The 15246-nt window shown below is 45.3% G+C and carries 14 protein-coding genes; 6 read left to right on the forward strand and 8 right to left on the reverse strand.

The window, feature by feature from the left end; translation table 11 throughout:
- Window positions 1-34 precede the first annotated feature (34 nt).
- The 4 genes from prpC to VER99_RS07825 form a co-directional block, all read right to left on the reverse strand.
- A complete protein-coding gene (prpC, locus tag VER99_RS07810; protein ID WP_020336340.1) occupies window positions 35-1177 on the reverse strand; it encodes a bifunctional 2-methylcitrate synthase/citrate synthase in 1143 nt (380 codons plus the stop codon).
- Window positions 1178-1321: 144 nt separating this feature from the next.
- On the reverse strand, window positions 1322-2218 hold the full coding sequence (gene prpB, locus VER99_RS07815; RefSeq protein ID WP_014231937.1) for a methylisocitrate lyase: 897 nt from the start codon (window positions 2216-2218) through the stop codon (window positions 1322-1324).
- Between the two features lie 12 nt (window positions 2219-2230).
- Window positions 2231-2950, reverse strand: coding sequence for a GntR family transcriptional regulator (locus VER99_RS07820; RefSeq protein WP_014231938.1), 720 nt, complete (start codon window positions 2948-2950; stop codon window positions 2231-2233).
- Window positions 2951-3216: 266 nt separating this feature from the next.
- The gene (locus VER99_RS07825; protein ID WP_020336342.1) at window positions 3217-3615 is read right to left on the reverse strand and encodes a GFA family protein; all 399 of its coding nucleotides are present in this window, start codon (window positions 3613-3615) and stop codon (window positions 3217-3219) included.
- 235 nt (window positions 3616-3850) lie between these two features.
- Between VER99_RS07825 and VER99_RS07830 the strand changes: the two genes are divergently transcribed.
- The 4 genes from VER99_RS07830 (at window position 3851) to VER99_RS07845 (ending at window position 8024) form a co-directional block, all read left to right on the forward strand.
- Window positions 3851-4822, forward strand: a complete 972-nt coding sequence (locus tag VER99_RS07830) for a tripartite tricarboxylate transporter substrate binding protein (protein ID WP_014231940.1) — start codon at window positions 3851-3853, stop codon at window positions 4820-4822.
- Between the two features lie 247 nt (window positions 4823-5069).
- The gene (locus VER99_RS07835) at window positions 5070-5564 is read left to right on the forward strand and encodes a tripartite tricarboxylate transporter TctB family protein (RefSeq protein WP_020336343.1); all 495 of its coding nucleotides are present in this window, start codon (window positions 5070-5072) and stop codon (window positions 5562-5564) included.
- A gap of 19 nt (window positions 5565-5583) precedes the next feature.
- Window positions 5584-7110, forward strand: coding sequence for a tripartite tricarboxylate transporter permease (locus tag VER99_RS07840; protein WP_020336344.1), 1527 nt, complete (start codon window positions 5584-5586; stop codon window positions 7108-7110).
- A 143-nt stretch (window positions 7111-7253) separates the two neighbouring features.
- Window positions 7254-8024, forward strand: coding sequence for a sulfite exporter TauE/SafE family protein (locus VER99_RS07845; protein WP_020336345.1), 771 nt, complete (start codon window positions 7254-7256; stop codon window positions 8022-8024).
- Window positions 8025-8085: 61 nt separating this feature from the next.
- Here the strand turns inward: VER99_RS07845 and VER99_RS07850 are convergent, their stop codons facing one another.
- Window positions 8086-9057 carry a TAXI family TRAP transporter solute-binding subunit gene (locus VER99_RS07850; RefSeq protein WP_014231944.1) on the reverse strand — a complete coding sequence of 324 codons (972 nt, stop codon included), beginning with the start codon at window positions 9055-9057 and terminating at the stop codon, window positions 8086-8088.
- A gap of 211 nt (window positions 9058-9268) precedes the next feature.
- Complete coding sequence (exaC, locus tag VER99_RS07855; protein ID WP_014231945.1) at window positions 9269-10789, reverse strand: acetaldehyde dehydrogenase ExaC; 1521 nt, start codon at window positions 10787-10789, stop codon at window positions 9269-9271.
- 257 nt (window positions 10790-11046) lie between these two features.
- On the opposite strand from exaC, the gene VER99_RS07860 reads away from it, so the two are divergent.
- Window positions 11047-12804 carry a sigma-54-dependent Fis family transcriptional regulator gene (locus VER99_RS07860; protein WP_020336346.1) on the forward strand — a complete coding sequence of 586 codons (1758 nt, stop codon included), beginning with the start codon at window positions 11047-11049 and terminating at the stop codon, window positions 12802-12804.
- A 78-nt stretch (window positions 12805-12882) separates the two neighbouring features.
- On the opposite strand, the gene VER99_RS07865 is transcribed toward VER99_RS07860, so the two are convergent.
- The gene (locus tag VER99_RS07865; RefSeq protein ID WP_014231947.1) at window positions 12883-13020 is read right to left on the reverse strand and encodes a hypothetical protein; all 138 of its coding nucleotides are present in this window, start codon (window positions 13018-13020) and stop codon (window positions 12883-12885) included.
- 491 nt (window positions 13021-13511) lie between these two features.
- Between VER99_RS07865 and VER99_RS07870 the strand changes: the two genes are divergently transcribed.
- Complete coding sequence (locus tag VER99_RS07870) at window positions 13512-13715, forward strand: hypothetical protein (protein WP_014231948.1); 204 nt, start codon at window positions 13512-13514, stop codon at window positions 13713-13715.
- Between the two features lie 82 nt (window positions 13716-13797).
- On the opposite strand, the gene gnd is transcribed toward VER99_RS07870, so the two are convergent.
- Complete coding sequence (gene gnd, locus VER99_RS07875) at window positions 13798-15246, reverse strand: decarboxylating NADP(+)-dependent phosphogluconate dehydrogenase (RefSeq protein ID WP_014231949.1); 1449 nt, start codon at window positions 15244-15246, stop codon at window positions 13798-13800.

The raw sequence follows: 15246 nt of genomic DNA on the forward strand, positions 1-15246 counted from the left end.
GTGGAGAGAATCGCATAGAGGAAGGAGTAACGCGCTAGCGTTTTTCGATAGGCACCCATTCTTGATGGTCTGGACCTGTGTAATCTGCGCTTGGGCGAATAATACGGTTGTTCGCGCGTTGCTCATACACGTGTGCAGCCCAACCCGTTAAACGGCTCATCACGAATATCGGAGTGAACAGTTTGGTCGGAATGTCCATAAAGTGGTAAGCCGATGCATGGAAGAAGTCCGCATTACAGAACAGACCTTTCTCACGCTTCATCACCGATTCAACACGCTCAGATACCGCATATAGGTGTGTGTCACCCACTTGCTTCGACAGCTCTTCTGACCAGCGCTTGATCAACGCGTTGCGAGGGTCGCTTTCGCGATAAATCGCATGACCAAAGCCCATGATCTTGTCTTTGTTAGCAAGCATTTGCATGATGTTCGCTTCTGCTTCATCTGGCGTCTGCCAATCTTCAATCATTTCCATCGCCGCTTCGTTTGCGCCACCGTGAAGTGGACCACGAAGCGTACCGATTGCCGCAGTAATACAAGAGTGGATGTCTGACAATGTTGATGCACAAACGCGTGCAGCAAATGTTGACGCATTAAACTCATGCTCTGCGTAAAGGATCAATGAACAGTGCATAACCTGTTTGTGCAGTTCCGTTGGCTCTTTACCAGTCAACAGTTTCAGGAAGTAACCACCGATGCTGTCTTGAGTCTGATCTTCAGTGTCGATACGTACACCGTCATGACTAAAGCGGTACCAGTAACAGATCATTGCAGGGAATAGCGCAAGCATACGCTCCGTTGATTGCAGCTGCTCTTCAAAGCTCATTTCCTGCTCTAAGTTACCCAACATTGAACAACCTGTACGCATTACATCCATTGGGTGCGCAGTCGCAGGAATTAGTTCAAGAGCTTGTTTTAGCTCAGTTGGCAAACCACGAAGACTTAACAGGTGCGTCTTGTAAGCATCGAGTTCTTGTTGATTTGGTAAGTGACCACGTAACAGCAGGTGCGCCACTTCTTCAAATTGAGCATTATTGGCAAGGTCAGTAATATCGTAGCCGCGATAAGTAAGACCTGTTCCCGTTTTACCGACAGTACATAAAGCTGTGCTTCCAGCGCTTTGACCACGTAGGCCTGCGCCACCTAACTCTGCTTTCTTTGCTTCAGTTTGAGGCATTGTTTGAACTCCTTTTCTATCTGGCTTTGCTCTCTTTGGAGCGTTTTTATTCACCAGATAATTTTCACGTTATTGGATTGGATAAATTCCGATTATCTCTATCAAATATTTTTCTTGGGCTTCCGTTTATTCTTTACTTCCCCGCTATTTCCCTTCTGAGAATAGCTGGTCAAGTTTGTCTTCGTATTCGTGGTAATTCAGGTGCTGGTATAGCTCTTTACGTGTCTGCATAGAATCAACCAGCGCTTCCTGATTGCCTACTTCTAGCAGGTGCTTGTAAACCGTTTCTGCGGCTTTGTTCATGGCACGGAAAGCACTGAGTGGGTAAAGCACCATGTCCACTTTCGCTTTTGCCAACTCATCACATCCGTAAAGTGGCGTTGCACCAAACTCGGTAATGTTCGCCAGAATCGGAACATGTTTGCCGGTAGCTTGTTCAAGCGCATTTGAGAACTGTAGGTATTGATCCAGTTTGTTCATCGCTTCTGGGAAAATCATGTCCGCGCCCGCTTCCACGCAAGCAATCGCTCGTTCAATCGCGCTGTCCATGCCTTCAACCGCAAGTGCATCGGTACGAGCCATAATCACGAAACTTTCGTCGTTACGCGCATCAACCGCCGCTTTAACACGGTCTACCATTTCCTGCTGGCTAACAATCGCTTTGTTTGGACGGTGACCACAACGTTTCTGCGCTACCTGATCTTCCATGTGTACTGCAGCCGCGCCTGCTTTTTCCATTTGTTTGATCGTGCGAGCGATATTGAATGCACCACCAAAACCCGTGTCGATATCCACCAACAATGGCAAATCACAGGCGTTTGTAATGCGGTTAACGTCCACCAACACGTCATTGAGTGTGGTGATGCCTAAGTCTGGCAAACCGTATGAAGCATTTGCAATACCGCCACCAGACAAGTAAATCGCTTGATGCCCCAGGTTTTTCGCCATCATGGCGCAGTATGGGTTAACGGTACCGACAATTTGTAGCGGATTGTTTTGTTCAATGGCGAGTCTGAACTTCGCCCCCGGTGTTAAGCTCATGACGAATTCCTTCTAGTCTTTATCTAAACTTTCAGTTTCTGTATGAATAATCTGCGATTGGATGAGTTTTCGACTCCCAGAGATGTGTCGTCTCATTAACATTTCTGCAAGTTCTTCATCGCGATTACGAATGGCTTCCAAAATATATTTGTGTTCGTTGAGTGCTTCGTTTGGACGAGATTGCGAACGTGGTGACTGATAACGATACATGCGCAGTAAGTGATACAACTCATCACACAACAAAGTAATCAACTTGCTATTTCGGCTTGCCTGAATAATGCGATAGTGGAAATCAAAGTCACCATGCTGGTGGAAGTAGGAAGAGCCTTCTACCTGGTCAATATGCTTCGAATGTGTCGACAATAGCATTTCTAAGCTCAATAGCTCTTCTTGGGTAATATGGCGAGCCGCAAGCCTTGCAGCCATCCCTTCTAGCGCTTCTCGTACCGAGTAAAGCTCAATCAGCTTTTCTGGTGAAAAGGTCGTGACTCTCGCTCCAACATGCGGGATACGTTCAATCAGACCCAAACCTTCCAAACGCATCAGCGCTTCACGTAAAGGCCCTCGGCTGACTTGATATTTCCTGGCAAGCTCTGGCTCTGAGATTTTACTCCCCGGCGCAACATCACCGTTTACGATAACTTCTATCAAAGACTCCGTCAGTGTTTCAGACTTGGTGTGTTCTTTCTCAGAAGCTATCACTTTATAACGAGCTTTTAACTCAGAGTTCATATTCAGGCACTCACATCAATGACACCGAAATGTCTACAATTCCTTAACCTAAATATAAAATAAACGATCAAAGTGTCGACAATCAAGTAAATTGTCGACACTTTAGACTAAGGTCTTATTAAAAAATCGGATATAAACGAAATATAAGCGGGATGATAGGTAAAATTGTCATACGAAAACCTTGATTGTCGACAATTAATCTACTGTTATCTATTTGATTATTAATAATTACGTTTGGGTAGATAAACAGATATTGAGTTACAACTTCATTCTTTGGGCTCAAATTGCTCAAAGACTTGTTGCCCGGTCATCGTTTTGGAATCCGGATGGAGTTCGTAATACCCCGGTTTTTCGTCGGTAAAGATTTCCAAGGTCAGCTTAAAATTGGGGTTGTCGAACAATCCCGCAGATAAGATGTACTCATTGCTGGACAGCAAATGGTAGAACAGGTTCGAGCCACACTCGCCACAGAAACCTCTTACTGCCCACTCAGAAGACTGATAACGCTTAGGTTCCGAGCCTTTAAATGTGACGTCTGAGCCACAGTGCACCGCATGAAATGCACCGCTCGTCCATTTTCGGCACATGGAACAATGACATAAGCTGACTTCATTATTTGGTTCTGCAATAACTTCAATTGCACCACATAAACATGTCCCTCTCATCATTTCGCTCCTTTGCTATTTTGGTGCGTTTATTATGGTTGGTTTCTGTTCACTTCGCGTGTTCTGGCGTGAACTTTATGAACAAAATCCCCACTATGCCCAATATTCTCTTTATCTACCTTTTGCAGACATGTCGTTAACACTTAATTAACCTTTCAACAAAGTTCAGATTCAATGCTGAAACAACAATAAGACTCATCAACAGAATAGAGTCACTCACATAAGGAACGTGAACATGTTAAAGGTAATCAAACCAACGCTCGCCGCATCTATCATCGCAGCTTCATTTTCATTTAACGCTTTTGCTGCCGATATAGAAAAAGTGCATTTCCTCATTCCTGGTGGTGCCGGTGGCGGCTGGGATATGACAGCACGCGGTACGGGTGATGTTTTAATCAAATCAGACATCGTTGAAACCGTATCATTTCAAAACCTATCTGGTGGCGGCGGCGGTAAAGCCATTGCTCACTTGATTGAAACGGCGGATCGCCAAGAAGACACGCTAATGGTGAACTCAACACCAATCGTAGTACGATCTCTTAGCGGTATTTTCCCACAATCCTTCCGTGACCTAACCCCTGTTGCTGCAACTGTTGCAGACTACGGTGCTATTGTTGCGTCTGCAGACTCGCCATATAACTCTTGGGAAGATGCAGTAAAAGCGTTTGAAGAAAACCCACGTAAAGTGAAGATCGCTGGCGGCTCAGCTCGCGGTTCGATGGACCACCTAGTTATTGCGGCCGCATTTAAAGGCGAAGGTTTTGACGCACGTAAAGTCCGTTACATCGGCTACGATGCGGGCGGTAAAGCGATGGCTGCGCTACTTTCTGGCGAAACCCAACTCCTTTCAACGGGCTTAGGCGAAGTACTTGAAATGTCTAAATCTGGACAAGTTAAAGTGCTGGCTATTACTGCTCCTAAGCGATTAGATGCAGCGCCAAACATTCCAACTCTGACTGAATACGGCAATGAAACTGTCTTTGCTAACTGGCGTGGTTTCTTCGCTGCACCAGGAACCAGCCAAGAGAAAATCGACGAATGGAATTCTGCATTCACCAAGATGTACAAAACGGATGAATGGCAAGTCGTTCGTGACCGTAATGGCTGGATCGACAACTATAAAGCGGATAAAGATTTCTTCGCGTTCCTTGAAGATCAAGAGAAGCAAATGGGTGATCTAATGCGCGAATTAGGTTTCCTTCAGTAGCAGTAAACGGGGCTATTTCTCCAATACCAAGCCAGTAATGAAACCTGATTTGGTAATAGCCCCACCTGTATTTGCACTCTAAGTTTCACCGTGTATGGGCATTGTCGACAATTATTTCGGCATACACACTCCTTTGTTTATTGATTGATAAGCGGATCGGCTAGCAGCGAAATGCTTAATTGTTAATGAATTACCTTGCTCATTAACGCCCATATACGGTCTTTTCTACCTTCGTTAGGAGTTGAAGATGTCTCGTTCAACCAATTTTTTTACCAAAGAAAACTTGCTCTGCCGCGATCGCGTCGGTGCGATGATCTTTTTACTTTTCTGTCTGGGCTACGGTTTCCAAACTTCTCAAATCGCATTGTTTCCTGGAGATGAATATGAACCGTTCACCGCTCGCACATTGCCGACAATTCTGACGTACATCGGTATCGGTTTAGCACTTTTACTGTTGGTCACCGGCCAGCCGGATAAGAAAAGTGGTGCTGTGTTGACGTTCAACTGGAAGCTGCTGATCTCATTTTTAGTGTTAATGGCACTATATGGCGTTGGCCTAACTTATCTGGGATTTGTGTTGGCGACCGGTTTCTTCCTTCTAGCAGGCTTTTACTTACTTGGTGAAAGACGTAAGCCGATTTTGTTTGGCGCTTCTTTCCCGTTTGTTATCGCCTTTTATTTATTGCTGACTCAAGGTTTAGATATCTACCTTGAGCCTGGTTTGATTTTTACCATCTGGTAACCAAAGAAAGGAAAGAGTTATGTTAGATGGAATTTTACAAGGTTTATCCACTGCGGTAATGCCAATGAACATCATGATGGTGATTGTTGGCTGTTTCGTTGGTACGTTTATCGGGATGCTACCGGGTCTTGGGCCTATTTCAGCTATCGCGTTGATGATCCCAATCACTTACGGTCTCGAACCTTCATCTGGTTTGATTTTGATGGCTGGCGTTTACTATGGCGCGGTATTTGGTGGCTCTACGTCTTCAATTCTGATTAACGCACCGGGCTGTTCTTCAACGGTGGTAACGGCATTTGACGGTTACCCAATGGCGCAAAAAGGTCAGGCGGGTAAAGCATTAGCACTAGCTGCTTACTCTTCTTTCACTGGCGGTACACTATCGGCGATCATGTTGTTGGTTGCGGCTCCTGCATTAGCAAGTGTGTCGCTAAGTTTCCAATCCTCAGACTACTTCGCCTTGATGCTTCTTGGCTTGTCTGCGGTAGCGGCATTCGCTGGTAAAGGTCAGGTAATTAAAGCCTGGATGATGACTATTCTTGGCTTGATGCTGTCTACAGTCGGTATCGATAAAGGCGTGGGCGTAGAGCGCTTTACGTTCGGACTTACTGACTTGATGGATGGCTTTAGCTTCTTGTTACTTGCCATGGCGACCTTTGCGCTGGGCGAAACGTTGATGGGTATTCTAAAACCTTCTGCAGATACGAGTGACGAAGAGCAAGACAAACTAAGTAACATCGGCTCGATGAAAGTTACCAAAGAAGAAATTAAAGAAGTGGCACCTGTTTCTATTCGCTCTTCGATTCTAGGTTTCTTTACTGGCGTACTTCCGGGCGCAGGCGCAACGATTGCCGCATTCCTAAGCTACGGTTTGGAACGTAATCTGGCACCAAAAGACAAGAAGGAAGAGTTTGGTAAAGGCAGCATCCGTGGTCTGGTAGCACCAGAATCGGCGAACAACGCAGCATCAAGCGGCTCATTTGTACCACTGTTGACATTGGGTATTCCAGGCTCAGGTACCACCGCAATCATGCTAGGCGCTTTGATCGCCTATGGCATTCAGCCAGGTCCTCGCCTGTTTGTTGAACACCCGGATGTATTCTGGTCAGTGATTATCTCTATGTACTTTGGCAACATCGTACTAGTTATTCTGAACTTGCCACTGATTCCGTACATCTCGAAACTACTGGCGGTACCGAGAACCGTACTGCTTCCGATGATTTTGTTCTTCTCAATCACGGGCGTGTATTTGGTCTCATTCAATACCATGGATGTGTTTGTTATGCTACTTGTGGCGATGGCTGCTATCGCACTCCGATTAGCAAACTTCCCTCTTGCTCCGTTACTGCTTGGCTTCATCCTTGGTGGTTTAATGGAAGAGAACTTACGTCGAGCATTGATGATATCGGATGGTGAGTTGAGTTTCTTGTGGGAACGTCCTATTACTCTAACCTTTACGGTATTGGCAGTACTTGTACTAGGCAGCCCACTGTTTGTAAAACTGTTCCAAAAACTACGAGCTCAACCAGTAAAAGTTGAACAATAAAGTTTATACCCATGATTGACTCCTAAAAGCCACCAGCTCGGTGGCTTTTTTCTTTGACCTTTCGCTACTATCTTTCTTGCATCAAGTTCAGTAGGGTTAACGCCTTAAAAATAAAACATAAAAACAAAAATCAAGGAAGACTTATGCTGCTGGAACTGACGTTGTTATTCGCTGCCGGAGTGATTGGAGGGATCATGAATTCTATTGCCGGAGGTGGCAGTTTTGTCACTTTTCCTGCGCTAATGGCAGTGGGTGTTCCTCCCGTCATCGCAAATGCCACCAACACCTATGCCTCTTGTGCTGGCTACATTAGTGGTGCAATAGGCTTTAGAGAAGAGATCCTCAAGAATAAGCAAGAGTTGCTGTTTACCATCAGCTTAAGCCTTATCGGTGGTGGCATTGGTGCCTACCTGTTACTGAATATTCCTGAGTCCGTGTTTTTGGAAGCTATTCCCTGGCTATTATTGTTTGCCACCTTACTGTTTATCTTTGGCTCACGTTTAACTAGGGCAATAAAAGCCTTAACCAAAGACCATAAACACGCCGGTATTTTAGGTGCAATCGCATTAGGCATTCTTTTAGTTGGGGTCGCTGCGTACGGTGGATTTTTTAATGCGGGATTAGGTGTGATTGTACTGAGTTACCTGGTGATCGCAGGTCATCAGAACATCAATTTAATGAACGGATTGAAGCTGCTGGTATCAACCTCTGTTTCACTGGTCGCTATCGTTGTTTTTGTCGCGAATGGCTCTATCGACTGGAGCAAAGGCAGCATCGTCATGGCAGGTACGTTAGTGGGCGGCTATCTCGCAGCCCGCGTGTCACGTCAACTGAATCCGAATCACGTTCGCAATTTTGTGGCACTTTTTTCAACGGCCATCACCGTCTACTTTTTCATTGATATCTACGCATAACCCCCTCAAACAAAAAAGCGCCATCAAATCGATGGCGCTCTGTGTATTGTAAGTTTGGACTTTATTTAATCAATCCCACTTCTTTGTAGTACTTCAATGCACCTGGATGAAGTGGTGCTGAAAGACCATCCTTCACCATTTCTTCTTTCTTCAGATTAGCGAATGCAGGATGAAGACGGCGGAAATCATCAAAGTTTTCAAACACCGCTTTCACAACGTTGTAGACCACATCTTCTGGTACTGCTGTTGAAGAGACAAACGTAGCACCCACACCAAATGTGTGAGCATCTTTTTCAGTTCCACGGTACATACCACCTGGAACCGTTGCGACACGATAGAAACTATTATCGGCAATCAGCTTAGCAACGTGTTCGCCTTCAATCTCTACAATATTGCTATCACATGAAGTGGTCGCCTCTTTTATCGCACCACTTGGGTGACCAACGGTATAAACCATCGCATCAATCTTGTTATCACAGAGTGCTTTAGACTGCTCAGAGGCTTTCAGCTCAGAAACCAGTTTGAAGTCATCATTTGTCCAGCCGTACTCTTTCATCAGAACTTCCATCGTACCGCGCTGTCCTGAACCAGGGTTACCAATATTCACACGTTTGCCTTTCAAATCATCAAACGAATTAATATTGGCATCTTTACGTGCAACGACAGTGAATGGTTCTGGGTGAACAGAGAATACCGCGCGTAGTTCTTTGAAAGGGCCTGCATCCGCAAATTGGCTGGTACCATTGTAAGCATGATATTGCCAGTCTGACTGAGCGATACCCAAATCTAATTCACCGGAACGGATCGTATTAATGTTGTAAATAGAACCACCAGTACTTTCAACAGAACAACGAATTCCATGGTCAGCACGTGACTTGTTCACAAGACGACAGATTGCACCACCCGTTGGATAGTAAACCCCGGTTACACCACCCGTACCAATCGTTACGAAGGTGTCTTCAGCAGCGACAGAGAAGCTCGCACTCAGTGCCGCAAGAGATGCCGTTATTGCAACTTGCTTAAACTTTAACATTGAACATCCTTTTTCCTTTTGTTTGTGACGGTTCAAGTATAGCAAGCGTTAATCGATTGATTATGCATGAGTTCACAGCATATAAAATTCGTTTACATGTTTGTATACAACAAATTTATTAATTGATAACAAAAAGCCCCGAATGTACGGGGCTTGAGTTAATACTGCTTTTTCTTAGTTACTGGAGCATTTTCTGATTAGAAGAAGCTAATTAGAAGAACCCTAGTGGATCGACGCTGTAGCTGATCAGTAAGTTCTTGGTGTTTTGGTAATGACCCAACATCATCTTGTGCGTTTCACGTCCAATACCAGACTTCTTATAACCACCGAACGCTGCGTGAGCTGGGTACGCATGGTAACAGTTGATCCAAACGCGGCCCGCTTCAATGTTACGACCCATACGGTAAGCCAGGTTTTGATCACGCGTCCAAACACCTGCACCTAAGCCGTACTCAGTATCGTTAGCAATCGCAAGTGCTTCAGCTTCGTCTTTGAAAGTCGTAATCGCGATAACAGGCCCAAAAATCTCTTCCTGGAAAACGCGCATCTTGTTGTGACCTTCCAATAGCGTTGGTTGAATGTAGTAGCCTTGCTCCAGATCACCTTCTTGTTTCGCAGCATCACCGCCAAAGACAACTCGCGCGCCCTCTTGGCGGCCAATTTCCAGATAGCTCAGAATCTTATCGAACTGTTCTTGTGATGCTTGTGCACCAACCTGAGTCTCTGTATCTAACGGGTTGCCTTGCTTGATTAACTTCGCTCTTTCGGCCACTTTAGCGACAAACTTGTCATAGATAGACTCATGAACCAACACACGTGATGGACAGGTACATACTTCACCTTGGTTAAAGAAGCCCAGCAGTGTACCTTCGATACATTTGTCGACAAACTCATCTTCATGATCAAACACATCTGGGAAGTAGATGTTTGGTGATTTACCACCCAATTCAACGGTAGAAGGAATCAGGTTATCAGCTGCACATTTTAGAATGTGGTTGCCGACTTGCGTTGAACCTGTAAATGCCAGTTTAGCGATGCGATTGCTGGTTGCTAGTGCCTGACCCGCCTCTGAGCCATAACCATTTACCACGTTCACTACGCCTGGTGGAAGTAAATCAGCGATTTTTTCCATCAGAACCAAAATCGACGTTGGCGTTTGCTCTGCAGGTTTGAGTACCACACAGCAGCCGGCTGCTAACGCTGGCGCAAGTTTCCATGCCGCCATCAAGATTGGGAAATTCCAAGGAATGATCTGACCTACCACACCGATCGGTTCTGGAAAGTGGTACGCTGCCGTTGTCTCATCAATTTCAGCGGCGCTGCCTTCCTGAGCTCGAATACAACCTGCAAAATAACGGAAATGGTCGACAACAAGTGGGATGTCGGCTGCCAGTGTTTCACGGATCGGTTTACCGTTTTCCCATGTCTCGACCAACGCTAGCTCTTCAATGTGCTGTTCAAGACGATCTGCAATTTTTAAAAGAAGATTAGAACGCTCTGCAGCGCTGGTTTTCGCCCACTTTTCTCTGATGTTGTGTGCCGCATCCAATGCTAAATTGATATCTGCTTCACCAGAACGAGCCACTTTACAATAAGGCTTTCCGTTAATTGGAGAAATATTGTCGAAGTACTCTCCTCCGGTCGGTTTCACCCACTCTCCACCGATGAAGTTGTCGTAATGTGATTTGAAGTTCACGATGGCATTTTCACTACCTGGTTGTGCGTAAATCATAACTCTTCCTTTTGTTTCTCGTTCAGTTAGTGTTTGAAACACTTTGTTTTTCTGACAGTGTCATAGTCACTGTTAACGAAGAGTAATACGCAAGTCACAGGCCAAGTAAGAGATACTTGTTGTTAATTAAATGTAACACTATGATTACCAAGCGATAACAAATTAAGTGAGTGTTGTTTGAATAGATGTATGGTGTGAACACCAGTGTTCAAGTGTTCCAAAATGGCACATGCTCACTGTGACAAAATGGTACAGTCATGGAAATTCAACCTATTACGGATAACAATTGGCTTTCGACTTCTTGGCTTAGAAGTGAACAAGCGGGTCTAAAACAGCGCCGACTCCCTGAAGATGTCCGTGTCAACTCGGCGACACTTAAGGACAGACGTCACCAATTGAATTTTCTGCTCGATGCAGTTAAGCAATTTGCGCTGCCTCTGTTTAACCAAATTTTCGCACACAGTAATAGTCGACTGATTCTTACGGATGCAGATGGCGTGATCATTGGTAGCTGGGGAAAACCAAGATTTAGAGAGAAGCTGACCGAAATTGCCCTTAGCTCAGGTGCCTGTTGGCAGGAAAAGCTGAAAGGCACCAATGCCATCGGCACTGCTTTGATTGAGGCTAAACCAGTCTCGGTAATTGGCGATCAACACTTTATTCAGCACCATCGTTTCATCAGTTGCTCTGCAAATCCTATATTCGATCACCTAGGTAGGCTCCTTGGGGTCTTAGACATTACCAGCGAACAGGAAAAGCATGACCTATCCACTCAAGTGTTAGTTCAGAATATGGTTCAGCTGGTCGAAAACCAAATGTTAAACCAGATTCCATGTGGTCATATTAGGGTCGATTTAGCCTGCGACAAAAATCTCTTAAACAGCGGCTGGCAAGGCATAATTATCGCCGACGAAGCTGGTGAGATTTTGGCACACAACCAAGTTGCCTCTCAGTTACTCGACCGCAGTACAGTGGTGGGTCAATCATTAGAAGAGATTTTAGCGCATCAAAACTCAGACCAACCTATCGTATTCAAAACGGCGCCACTCTCAAAAACAAAAATCCAGTCCCGCTCCTTAAGTGCCTCCAATGATCTTCATTTTGGCGACTCGAAAGTTGAACACTGTTGGCAACAAGCAAACCGCGTTATCGATAAAGACATCAGTTTATTGATACTGGGTGAAACTGGCGTGGGTAAAAACGAGTTTGTGAAAGCGCTGCATAAAAATAGCCAGCGAAAAAGTGGCCCTCTGGTGGCAGTCAACTGTGGCGCACTGCCTAAAGATCTGATTGAATCCGAGTTGTTTGGCTATGTTGCGGGAGCCTTTACCGGGGCAAACAGCAAAGGCTATCAGGGTAAGATCCGTCAAGCGCACAAAGGTACACTATTTCTCGATGAAATTGCTGACTTACCAATCGCTGCACAAAGCCGCCTATTACATGTACTTCAGGACAAAACCGTACTTCCTGTTGGGTCCAATCAAAGCGTTCAGGTGGATACTCAGATTATTGCGGCAACACACAAAGATCTTGAAGCCTTGGTTGAACAGGGCGAATTCCGACAAGATTTATATTATCGCCTGAATGGGTTGATCATCGAGTTGCCTAGATTGGAAGAGCGACAAGACAAGCAGAAGCTGATTGAAAGTCTTCACCGCCGACATGCGGAACCAAATCAACACTTATGCCCTCACCTATTATCTCTGCTGCTCTCATATTCGTGGCCGGGTAACTTGCGAGAGCTCGATAGCCTAATTAAAGTTTCTGCACTAATGGCACAAGGTGAGGCGGTGTTAGAGCTTGCTCATGTCCCAACTCACTTATCTAAGAAACTTAGCCAGATACAACAACAGGCAAGCGCAGAACCGACTACGGATATACGTACTACAGTCGAAGACAAACTGGTAAAAACCTACCAGGCAAATCAAGGGAACATCAGTAAGACATCTCGTATGCTCGGTGTGAGCCGGAATACGATTTATAGGAAACTGAAGAGCATGGGAATGATTAAGTAGTCAATCATCGTTAATGATGGCTATGATGGCGTTTTGAAGAGCACCCTCAATGGGTGCTCTTTCTTTTTATTGTTGGCGTTAGAGTCCGCCAGCTTGTTGTGCCTGTTTAACCAATGCCTGACGTTGAGTTTCCTTTTCAGATACCACTTTATTGTTCTTTTGAGTGTCCTGCTCCAATTTGGCAGGGTTGAAAACAAAGTACTTGTTAAGAGTCATCTTGAGAACCTCAATGAGTTGTGATTGTTACCTTTAAGCCTTTAAAAAGAGAATCAGTGAAAACGGGTTTCTCTGTCGGCTTGTGGCTGATGTTGAAGATAGTGTGTATTTAAAAGTGACACATCCTCCATTTACGAGGATATTCCGGGCGTAGTTCAAGGGCTTACCTAATACGACTGTCAGAGTAATAGCACTAATAACAGCTGGCGTGATAACGGTTCTTATTACTTGCTTGGCAGCAACTTATTGTCTCAAAAAGAAAAAAAGCATACCTCAACGACCAGACGTAAAGGATGAGTTTTGCTCTGGATTGAAAGTACACTTGCCCTGCATATCTCTTCATTTCAATGAAAATTTTGTCTACAGGTTCAACATTCAACCTTTTTTGAGAAATATTTAGCTGTTTTTTAGGCGCTAAAGCAAAGAAATGGAGACAATCACAATGAAGTGAGAGCTCTCTTGACTCTACCCACTAAAATTTGGGAGGCGTTATGAAAAGTAACAAGCTAGGTCATGTGATGTCATTTAGCAGAATGTTTTCTTTTATTGCGTTTTTGACCGCCACACTCGCTTGGATTCTGAGCATGTATGCGTTATTTACGGTCTCCGCTGCAGCTCTGGTTATCAGCGTAATCCTGTACTTAAAAGATAAATTTCTCCACCCTAAACGTCACACTAAAGGAAAGAGTGCCTGAAGACTCTCGCCTTGGTTTTTCCAATACAAAATGGATGCCACTTGGGCATCCATTTAGATAGTGTCGGTGTACTTAAAACGTATTAAACGTCGTAAGTTGTAGACGCTGTGTCACCGCCTGTACCAGTCCAGTTAGTGTGGAAGAATTCGCCACGCTCACGGTCGATACGCTCGTAAGTGTGAGCACCGAAGTAGTCACGTTGAGCTTGAAGCAGGTTAGCAGGTAGACGAGCAGTTGTGTAACCGTCCAGGAAAGTTAGCGCAGAAGTCGTACATGGCATTGGGATGCCTGCTTCTAGAGACTTAGCTGCAACTTTACGCCACGCTACCAGGCTGTTTTGTAGGATGCCTTTGAAGTAATCATCAGAGCCTAGGAACGCTAGATCTGGGTTCGCTTCGTATGCATCACGGATGTTGCCTAGGAACGCAGAACGGATGATACAACCACCACGCCACATAAGAGCAACGTTACCGTAGTTTAGGTCCCAGCCGTTTTCGTTAGACGCTTCGCGCATTAGCATAAAGCCTTGAGCGTAAGAGATGATCTTAGACGCTAGAAGCGCTTGACGTAGTGCGTCAACCCACTCTTGCTTGTCGCCTTCAACTGGAGTGATTGTCTTGCCGAATAGTTTTTCAGCTTCAACACGTTGGTCTTTCAGAGCAGACAGGCAACGAGAGAATACAGACTCAGAGATAAGCGTTAGAGGAATACCCAGGTCTAGTGCGTTGATACCCGTCCATTTACCTGTACCTTTTTGGCCAGCCGTGTCCAGGATCTTCTCAACTAGAGCTTCACCGTCTTCATCTTTGTAGCCAAGGATGTCAGCTGTGATTTCTACCAGGTAGCTGTCTAGCTCAGTTTTGTTCCAGTCAGCAAATACAGCTTGCATCTCGTCTGCAGACATACCAAGACCGTCTTTCATGAACTGGTAAGCTTCAGTGATCAGCTGCATGTCGCCGTATTCGATACCGTTGTGAACCATCTTAACGAAGTGACCTGCACCATCGTTACCAACCCAGTCACAGCAAGGCTCGCCAGCGTCAGTTTTCGCAGAGATACCTTGGAAGATAGGCTTAACCGCTTCCCAAGCTTCTGGTGCGCCACCTGGCATGATAGATGGACCAAAACGTGCGCCTTCTTCGCCACCAGATACACCAGTACCGATGAAGTGGATGCCTTTTTCACGTAGTGCTGCAACGCGACGGTTTGTATCTGGGTAGTTAGTGTTACCACCGTCGATGATGATGTCGCCTTTGTCTAGCAGAGGAACTAGCGCGTCGATGAACTTATCTACAACGTCACCTGCACGAACCATCAGCATTACTTTACGTGGTGCTTCTAGCTTTTCTACTAGCTCTTCAAGAGAGTATGCGCCAACGATGTTAGTGCCTTTTGCTGGGCCTTCCAGAAACTCGTCTACTTTAGCTGCAGTACGGTTGTGAGCCACAACTTTAAAGCCGTGGTCGTTCATGTTTAGGATAAGGTTCTGACCCATTACCGCAAGGCCAATTACACCGATATCACCTTTCAT

The sequence above is a fragment of the Vibrio natriegens NBRC 15636 = ATCC 14048 = DSM 759 genome, assembly GCF_035621455.1.
GTDB classification, from domain to species: Bacteria; Pseudomonadota; Gammaproteobacteria; order Enterobacterales; family Vibrionaceae; genus Vibrio; species Vibrio natriegens.

Excerpts from the sequence above, each read along its gene's own strand:
- VER99_RS07865 (WP_014231947.1), bottom strand. The coding sequence starts at position 13,020 with ATGACTCTTAACAAGTACTTTGTTTTCAACCCTGCCAAATTGGAGCAG.
- VER99_RS07820 (WP_014231938.1), bottom strand. The coding sequence starts at position 2,950 with ATGAACTCTGAGTTAAAAGCTCGTTATAAAGTGATAGCTTCTGAGAAA.
- VER99_RS07835 (WP_020336343.1), top strand. The coding sequence starts at position 5,070 with ATGTCTCGTTCAACCAATTTTTTTACCAAAGAAAACTTGCTCTGCCGC.
- prpB (WP_014231937.1), bottom strand. The coding sequence starts at position 2,218 with ATGAGCTTAACACCGGGGGCGAAGTTCAGACTCGCCATTGAACAAAAC.
- prpC (WP_020336340.1), bottom strand. The coding sequence starts at position 1,177 with ATGCCTCAAACTGAAGCAAAGAAAGCAGAGTTAGGTGGCGCAGGCCTA.
- VER99_RS07870 (WP_014231948.1), top strand. The coding sequence starts at position 13,512 with ATGAAAAGTAACAAGCTAGGTCATGTGATGTCATTTAGCAGAATGTTT.
- VER99_RS07830 (WP_014231940.1), top strand. The coding sequence starts at position 3,851 with ATGTTAAAGGTAATCAAACCAACGCTCGCCGCATCTATCATCGCAGCT.
- gnd (WP_014231949.1), bottom strand. The coding sequence starts at position 15,246 with ATGAAAGGTGATATCGGTGTAATTGGCCTTGCGGTAATGGGTCAGAAC.
- VER99_RS07850 (WP_014231944.1), bottom strand. The coding sequence starts at position 9,057 with ATGTTAAAGTTTAAGCAAGTTGCAATAACGGCATCTCTTGCGGCACTG.
- VER99_RS07840 (WP_020336344.1), top strand. The coding sequence starts at position 5,584 with ATGTTAGATGGAATTTTACAAGGTTTATCCACTGCGGTAATGCCAATG.
- VER99_RS07845 (WP_020336345.1), top strand. The coding sequence starts at position 7,254 with ATGCTGCTGGAACTGACGTTGTTATTCGCTGCCGGAGTGATTGGAGGG.
- exaC (WP_014231945.1), bottom strand. The coding sequence starts at position 10,789 with ATGATTTACGCACAACCAGGTAGTGAAAATGCCATCGTGAACTTCAAA.
- VER99_RS07860 (WP_020336346.1), top strand. The coding sequence starts at position 11,047 with ATGGAAATTCAACCTATTACGGATAACAATTGGCTTTCGACTTCTTGG.
- VER99_RS07825 (WP_020336342.1), bottom strand. The coding sequence starts at position 3,615 with ATGAGAGGGACATGTTTATGTGGTGCAATTGAAGTTATTGCAGAACCA.